The sequence below is a fragment of the Shigella sp. FJ200513 genome, from assembly GCF_040495915.1.
Lineage (GTDB): Bacteria > Pseudomonadota > Gammaproteobacteria > Enterobacterales > Enterobacteriaceae > ECMA0423.
Window position 1 is genome coordinate 1 of record NZ_JBDYCV010000150.1, and the last position, 6,953, is coordinate 6,953.

Consider the following 6,953-nt stretch of genomic DNA (forward strand, 5'->3'; position numbering starts at 1 on the left):
TCTGATGGAAATGGAAGCCACGCAAGCACCTTAAAATCACCATCATACACTAAATCAGTAAGTTGGCAGCATTACCTCTTTCTTGTTCGAAAGAAACGCAACTATAAGATTTTTATATATTTTGTTAGAGTTGATATGGTTCCTGTAACTTCTGTTTATCTGTCTCTGATATGCCCAGATTAATTCAAGCAAGATATAACAGAGATATCAATGTGATCTCTGCTACGTACTTTACGTTGAAACACCGCCCTAAATCATAGCCAGGCTATTGATTTTATGTACAATCAGAATCGTCCTGATAAAAGCGAGAACCCCCCATGGCGGAACTGAACCTAAGTAACCTGACGGAAGCAGACATCATTACCAAATGCGTTATGCCAGCCATTCTCAATGCAGGCTGGGACAACACAACGCAAATCAGACAGGAGGTCAAACTCCGGGACGGTAAAGTCATCGTACGTGGTAAAGTTGCGGCACGCAGAACGGTAAAATCTGCTGACATCGTGCTGTACCACAAGCCAGGCATTCCCTTAGCCGTGATTGAAGCAAAAGCCAACAAACATGAAATTGGCAAAGGGATGCAACAGGGCATTGAATATGCGCGCCTGCTGGACGTTCCTTTTGTTTTTGCCACCAACGGTGATGGCTTTATCTTCCGCGATGCCACCGCAGCCGAAGGTGAATGCCTTGAAAAGCAAATAACGCTGGATGACTTCCCCTCCCCCGCTGAACTCTGGCAAAAATTCTGCCTCTGGAAAGGATACACACAAGCTCAGCTTCCGGTGATTACTCAGGACTATTACGACGATGGCAGCGGCAAATCGCCTCGTTATTATCAACTTCAGGCAATCAACAAAACCATTGAAGCCGTCTCCAACGGGCAAAACCGCGTTCTGCTGGTCATGGCGACCGGAACAGGGAAAACCTATACCGCATTCCAGATCATCTGGCGCCTGTGGAAATCAAAAAATAAAAAACGCATTTTGTTCCTTGCCGATCGCAACATTCTGGTCGACCAAACCAAAAATAATGATTTCCAGCCATTTGGTACGGCAATGACCAAAGTCAGCGGACGCACCATTGATCCCGCTTATGAAATTCACCTCGCGCTCTATCAGGCTATAACTGGCCCGGAGGAAGACCAAAAAGCGTTTAAACAAGTCGCACCAGATTTCTTCGATCTGATCGTGATCGACGAATGCCATCGCGGCAGCGCATCCGAAGACAGCGCCTGGCGAGAGATCCTTGATTATTTCAGTTCCGCCACCCAAATTGGCTTAACCGCCACGCCAAAAGAGACGCATGAAGTCTCCAGCACGGATTACTTCGGCGATCCGGTTTACGTCTACTCACTAAAAGAAGGGATCGAAGACGGCTTCCTCGCTCCTTATAAAGTTGTCCGTGTTGATATTGATGTCGACCTGCAAGGCTGGCGCCCAACCAAAGGGCAAACTGACTTAAACGGCGAAGTGATTGACGATCGTATCTATAACCAGAAAGATTTCGATCGCACGATGGTGATCGACGAACGCACAGAACTGGTTGCCAGAACCATTACCGACTACCTCAAGCGCACCAATCCGATGGATAAAACCATCGTCTTCTGTAACGACATCGATCATGCAGAACGTATGCGCCGCGCCCTGGTTAATCTCAACCCGCAGCAGGTGAAAAAGAACGACAAATACGTCATGAAAATCACCGGCGATGATGAAATTGGCAAAGCTCAGTTGGATAACTTCATCAACCCGAAAAAACCGTACCCGGTTATCGCGACCACTTCAGAGCTGATGACCACTGGTGTGGATGCTAAAACCTGCAAACTGGTAGTACTAGACCAGAACATCCAGTCGATGACCAAATTCAAGCAAATTATCGGTCGTGGTACACGCATCGACGAACGTTACGGCAAACTCTGGTTTACCATCCTCGACTTTAAAAAAGCCACCGAACTGTTTGCCGATGAGCGTTTCGATGGCATTCCCGAAAAAGTCATGGATACCACACCAGAGGATATCGCCGATCCAGAATCTGATTTTGAAGAGAAACTCGAAGAAATCAGCGAACATGACGACGAACAGGTAACAGGCGTTGATGAACCGCCTGCGCCACCATACCAGGTTACCGATACCGATGATGTCGGCCCATTTCCGGAAGAAGACGAGAAGAAAATCCGCAAGTTTCACGTCAACGGTGTAGCGGTGGGCGTTATTGCACAGCGCGTTCAGTATTACGACGCCGACGGTAAACTGGTTACCGAATCCTTTAAAGATTACACCCGCAAAACACTGCTCAAAGAATATGCCTCGCTGGATGACTTTACCCGCAAGTGGCAGGACGCCGATCGCAAAGAAGCGATCATTCACGAGCTGGAGCAACAGGGGATCATCTGGGAAGTACTGGCAGAAGAAGTCGGTAAAGATCTCGACCCGTTCGACATGCTTTGCCACGTAGTGTATGGTCAGCCGCCGTTAACCCGCAAAGAGCGCGCCGAGAACGTGCACAAGCGGAACTACTTCACAAAATACTCTGAAGCAGCGCAAGCCGTGCTCGATAATCTGCTGGATAAATACGCCGATGCGGGCGTACAGGAGATCGAAAGTATTCAGGTGCTGAAACTTAAACCATTCGACAGCATGGGCACCTTACCGGAGATTATTAAAACCGGATTTGGCGACCGTAACGGGTATAATCAGGCGCTCAGCGAGCTGGAAAACGAAATCTACCAATTACCGCCCCGCTCTGCTTAACAACTCTCTTTTGCGCCTTCTGCAACCATCATGTTGCAGAAGGCCTTGTTTTTCATGGAATACAACATGTCTATCAGCTCAGTAATCAAATCATTACAAGATATTATGCGCAAAGATGCCGGTGTGGACGGCGATGCGCAGCGTCTCGGTCAGCTCTCCTGGCTGCTGTTTTTGAAAATCTTCGATGCCCAGGAAGAGGCGCTGGAACTGGAGCAGGATAACTATCAATATCCGATCCCACAGCGTTATTTGTGGCGCAGTTGGGCCGCCAACGCGCAGGGCATTACCGGTGATTCCCTGCTGGAATTCGTTAATGATGATCTGTTTCCGGCGTTGAAAAACCTCACTGCGCCTATCGATAAAAACCCACGCGGCTACGTGGTGAAGCAGGCGTTCAGCGATGCCTATAACTATATGAAAAACGGTACGCTACTGCGCCAGGTGATCAACAAGCTGAACGAAATTGACTTTACCAGCGCCAGCGAACGCCATCTGTTTGGTGATATTTACGAACAGATCCTTAAAGATCTGCAATCTGCGGGCAATGCGGGCGAATTCTATACTCCACGCGCCGTCACTCGCTTTATGGTGGATCGCGTTGATCCGAAACTCGGCGAATCCATTATGGACCCGGCCTGCGGTACGGGCGGTTTTCTTGCCTGCGCGTTCGATCATGTAAAGAACAAATACGTGAAGAGCGTCGCCGATCATCAGACACTGCAACAACAGATCCACGGTGTTGAGAAAAAACAGCTTCCGCACCTGCTGGCGACCACCAATATGCTGCTGCACGGCATTGAAGTACCGGTACAAATTCGTCACGACAACACCCTGAATAAACCGCTTTCCTCCTGGGATGAGCAACTGGATGTCATTGTTACCAACCCGCCGTTTGGTGGCACGGAAGAAGACGGTATTGAGAAGAACTTTCCGGCAGAGATGCAAACCCGCGAAACGGCGGATCTGTTTCTGCAACTGATTGTGGAAGTACTGGCGAAAAACGGTCGTGCGGCGGTGGTATTGCCGGATGGCACACTATTTGGCGAAGGTGTTAAAACCAAAATCAAAAAGCTACTTACCGAAGAGTGCAACCTGCATACCATCGTGCGTTTACCGAATGGTGTGTTTAATCCCTATACCGGCATTAAAACCAACCTGTTGTTCTTTACCAAAGGTCAGCCAACCAAAGAGATTTGGTTCTATGAACATCCGTATCCGGCGGGCGTGAAAAACTACAGCAAAACCAAGCCGATGAAGTTTGAAGAGTTTCAGGCGGAGATCGACTGGTGGGGTAACGAGGCCGATGGTTTTGCCAGCCGCGTCGAGAATGAGCAAGCGTGGAAAGTCAGCATTGATGACGTGATTGCGCGCAACTTCAATCTGGATATTAAAAACCCACATCAGGCGGAAACCGTCAGCCATGATCCGGACGAACTGTTAGCGCAGTATGCAAAACAGCAGGCGGAGATCCAGACGCTGCGTAATCAACTGCGCGATATTCTTGGCGCTGCGCTGTCTGGCAAGGAGGTTAACTAATGAGTGTGGAAAAGCTGATCGTTGATCATATGGAAACCTGGACCTCGGCGTTGCAAACCCGTTCCACCGCCGGGCGCGGCAGCTCCGGTAAGATTGATTTGTATGGTATTAAGAAATTGCGTGAGCTGATTCTGGAACTGGCGGTGCGCGGTAAACTGGTGCCGCAGGATCCGAATGATGAACCGGCGTCGGACCTGCTGAAGCGTATTGCGGCGGAAAAAGCAGAGCTGGTGAAGCAAGGCAAAATTAAAAAGCAAAAACCACTGCCAGAAATTAGTGAGGAAGAGAAGCCGTTTGAATTGCCGGAGGGATGGGAGTGGGTGCACCTCCCTGATATTTATTGCTCAATTTCTGAGTCATCTAGAAAAATAAAATCCTCCGAAATACTACCTGAGGGAAAATATCCTGTTATCGAGCAAAGCCAAGAATTTATTTCTGGTTATTGCAACAATGAATGTCTGTTAATAAAGTTAAATAATCCAGTTATAGTTTTTGGTGATCACACAAGGAATATTAAATTTATTGATTTTGATTTTGTTGTCGGCGCTGACGGTGTGAAGATTTTATCACCTATATTAATTTGTGAGCGTTTCTTTTTTTGGCAGTTACGATCATTTAAATTAGATGTAAGAGGATACGCGAGACATTTTAAAGTATTAAATAGCTGCTTATTTGCATTACCCCCCATTGCAGAACAAGAGCGAATAGTTGAAAAAGTTAGCTCTTTGATGTCCCTCTGCGACCAACTAGAACAGCAATCCCTGACCAGTCTGGACGCACATCAGCAACTGGTTGAAACCCTGTTGGGAACGCTTACAGACAGCCAAAACACCGCGGAACTGGCTGAAAACTGGGCGCGTATTAGCGAGCATTTCGACACCCTATTTACCACCGAAGCCAGCGTGGATGCGTTAAAACAGACCATTCTGCAACTGGCCGTAATGGGCAAACTTGTGCCGCAGGATCCGAATGACGAACCCGCCTCTGAACTGCTCAAACGTATTGCGCAGGAAAAAGCTCAATTGGTGAAAGAAGGGAAAATAAAAAAACAAAAACCACTGCCGCCAATTAGCGATGAGGAAAAACCGTTTGAACTTCCGGAAGGGTGGGAATGGTGTCGTATTGGTAATATAGTTAATATTAAATCTGAATTAGTATCACCAAAAGATTATTTAAATTTATATCAAGTAGCACCTGATATTATTGAAAAGGGCACTGGGAGAGTGATATCAAAGAGAACAGTGAAAGAATCAGGAGTCAAAGGGCCAAATAGTCGCTTTTATAAAGGACAAATTGTTTATTCTAAAATCCGCCCGTCATTATCCAAAGTTTTTTTAGCAGAGTATAATGGTCTTTGCAGTGCTGATATGTATCCATTAGACTGTTACATTAATCCAAATTACTTATTGAAATATATCCTTTCCATTCCATTTCTTATGCAAGTCAAAAAAGCAGAGAACAGAATAAAAATGCCAAAACTTAATTCTGACAGTTTTTACAATATTATTGTTGCGATTCCCCCCTATAATGAACAACAAGCAATATTTGATAAGATAAATTCTATTGAAGCAGTATGCAATGGTCTTATTTCTTATATTGGGATTTATCATAAAACCCAACTGCATCTTGCAGACGCACTCACTGACGCAGCGATAAACTAATTCCCTCGCCCTCACAAAACCAATAAAGCGGCTAAATAGCCGCTTTATTCACATCACCAAAATTTATATTTCACGCTAATTTTCATCTTATTTTCATTAATTTTTAGCTGGACTTTCCCTGTATTTACTGATGATGTATCCAGGTATTTAGCACGGTGCGGATGTGCGCCAACACACTCGCACCGCTAATCACAATCACTATTTATAGAGAATAGTAATCATGACTGACACGCATTCTATTGCACAACCGTTAGAAGCAGAAGTCTCCCCGGCAAATAATCGTCAATTAACCGTGAGTTATGCGAGTCGTTACCCGGATTACAGCCGTATTCCCGCCATCACCCTGAAAGGTCAGTGGCTGGAAGCCGCCGGTTTTGCCACCGGCACGGCGGTAGATGTCAAAGTGATGGAAGGCTGTATTGTCCTCACCGCCCAACCCGCCGCCGCCGAAGAGAGCGAACTGATGCAGTCACTACGCAAGGTGTGTAAGCTGTCGGCGCGTAAACAAAGGCAGGTACAGGAATTTATTGGGGTAATTACAGGTAAACAGAAAGTCGCCTGATACATTGACCCGGTAGCGCCAGTGCTACCGGGTATTATTCGCCGCGTTATACCAACGCGCTCTCCATCTGTTTTTCAAATGCCTGACGAATTAATCCCATAATGTAAGGAAGTTGTGCGAGGTCGCTGAAACCAATTTCTACATCGCCATTACCCCAGCGCCCAACATTTGTCACATCTTTGGCAATACCTTTCGGATCGACCAGTTCATGAAACTGCATATTAAGCGACAATCGCAGTCGGCTTTTTTGCGGCACAACATCAACAAAATTCGTTTCCGCTTTAAACGCAATATATAGCTTCAATACTTCCTGCGTGATCCCTGCGTCCAGGCGCATAACTTCATCGCGAAGATGATCGAATAACACTGAGGTAGCCTGAGTTTAACGGACACTCCTTCCTGAAATAGAATGGCATCAGAAGGAGCTAATAATGAGCAGAAAAA

General features: G+C 46.5%; 5 protein-coding genes and 1 pseudogene. 5 read left to right on the top strand and 1 reads right to left on the bottom strand.

Features of this window, described 5'->3' with window-relative positions; all coding sequences use genetic code 11:
• The 5 genes from ABZJ92_RS19870 to symE all read left to right on the top strand — a co-directional run.
• The coding region (locus ABZJ92_RS19870; protein WP_214282741.1) for a hypothetical protein at positions 1-183 on the top strand (183 nt) is incomplete at its 5' end.
• 134 nt (positions 184-317) lie between these two features.
• Positions 318-2,750, top strand: a complete 2,433-nt coding sequence (gene hsdR / locus ABZJ92_RS19875; protein WP_000819022.1) for an EcoAI/FtnUII family type I restriction enzme subunit R — start codon at positions 318-320, stop codon at positions 2,748-2,750.
• A gap of 66 nt (positions 2,751-2,816) precedes the next feature.
• Positions 2,817-4,286: a type I restriction-modification system subunit M gene (locus tag ABZJ92_RS19880; protein ID WP_001387312.1), complete on the top strand. Its 1,470-nt coding sequence runs from the start codon at positions 2,817-2,819 to the stop codon at positions 4,284-4,286.
• Positions 4,286-5,947, top strand: a complete 1,662-nt coding sequence (locus tag ABZJ92_RS19885) for a restriction endonuclease subunit S (RefSeq protein ID WP_000110073.1) — start codon at positions 4,286-4,288, stop codon at positions 5,945-5,947. The genes ABZJ92_RS19880 and ABZJ92_RS19885 overlap by 1 nt, the downstream gene beginning before the upstream one ends.
• 220 nt (positions 5,948-6,167) lie before the next feature.
• Entirely contained in the window at positions 6,168-6,509 is a 342-nt protein-coding gene (gene symE / locus ABZJ92_RS19890) for an endoribonuclease SymE (protein ID WP_000132640.1), read from the top strand.
• A 46-nt stretch (positions 6,510-6,555) separates the two neighbouring features.
• Here symE and ABZJ92_RS19895 read toward each other — a convergent pair.
• A pseudogene (locus tag ABZJ92_RS19895) lies at positions 6,556-6,876 on the bottom strand (DUF5655 domain-containing protein); the annotation flags it as partial.
• Positions 6,877-6,953 lie beyond the last annotated feature (77 nt).

Bases quoted from the DNA above. Each gene is read 5' to 3' on its own strand.
- hsdR (WP_000819022.1), top strand. From the start codon at position 318: ATGGCGGAACTGAACCTAAGTAACCTGACGGAAGCAGACATCATTACC.
- ABZJ92_RS19880 (WP_001387312.1), top strand. From the start codon at position 2,817: ATGTCTATCAGCTCAGTAATCAAATCATTACAAGATATTATGCGCAAA.
- ABZJ92_RS19885 (WP_000110073.1), top strand. From the start codon at position 4,286: ATGAGTGTGGAAAAGCTGATCGTTGATCATATGGAAACCTGGACCTCG.
- symE (WP_000132640.1), top strand. From the start codon at position 6,168: ATGACTGACACGCATTCTATTGCACAACCGTTAGAAGCAGAAGTCTCC.